We start from the raw sequence: 380 nt of genomic DNA, 5'->3' as shown, positions 1-380 counted from the left end.
GCCTTCTTCAGCCCTCGCGCGGGACGCGGACCTGCCATGCCGAGCCCGGATCGATCCGGCCGCCCGCGGCGCGGAACGCGGCCTTGAAGCGAACGGCGGCCGGTTCAGGACCGCAGCAAGACCGAGGGAGGCCGGCACGGGCCTCGATTTCGACATGAGAACAGAAGGACGAGTGGCCATCACCATCTGCCAATTCAACGATCGAATGCTGGCGTGTCATTACCAACAACAATCCTCGCAATGGTCGCCTCCAATGTTTCCGCTGACCATTCGGGCTATCCGACGTCCCACCGAATAGCGGCACCCGCTAGACTCACTCGCTCATGTGAGCCGTTTCACCGCCGTGCCGATCAAGGATCTGGCGATCGCCTGATCCTGCC

General features: G+C 63.2%; 1 protein-coding gene. It reads left to right on the top strand.

All coding sequences use genetic code 11. The annotated features are described in order from the left end of the window. A partial coding sequence (locus EN851_RS36850; RefSeq protein WP_210234954.1) for a hypothetical protein occupies window positions 1-298 on the top strand: 298 nt, incomplete at its 5' end. Window positions 299-380 lie beyond the last annotated feature (82 nt).

Origin of the sequence: Mesorhizobium sp. M8A.F.Ca.ET.208.01.1.1 (assembly GCF_004791315.1) — a bacterium.
Classification (GTDB): domain Bacteria; phylum Pseudomonadota; class Alphaproteobacteria; order Rhizobiales; family Rhizobiaceae; genus Mesorhizobium.
This window is presented reverse-complemented; position numbering and strand designations above follow the sequence as displayed.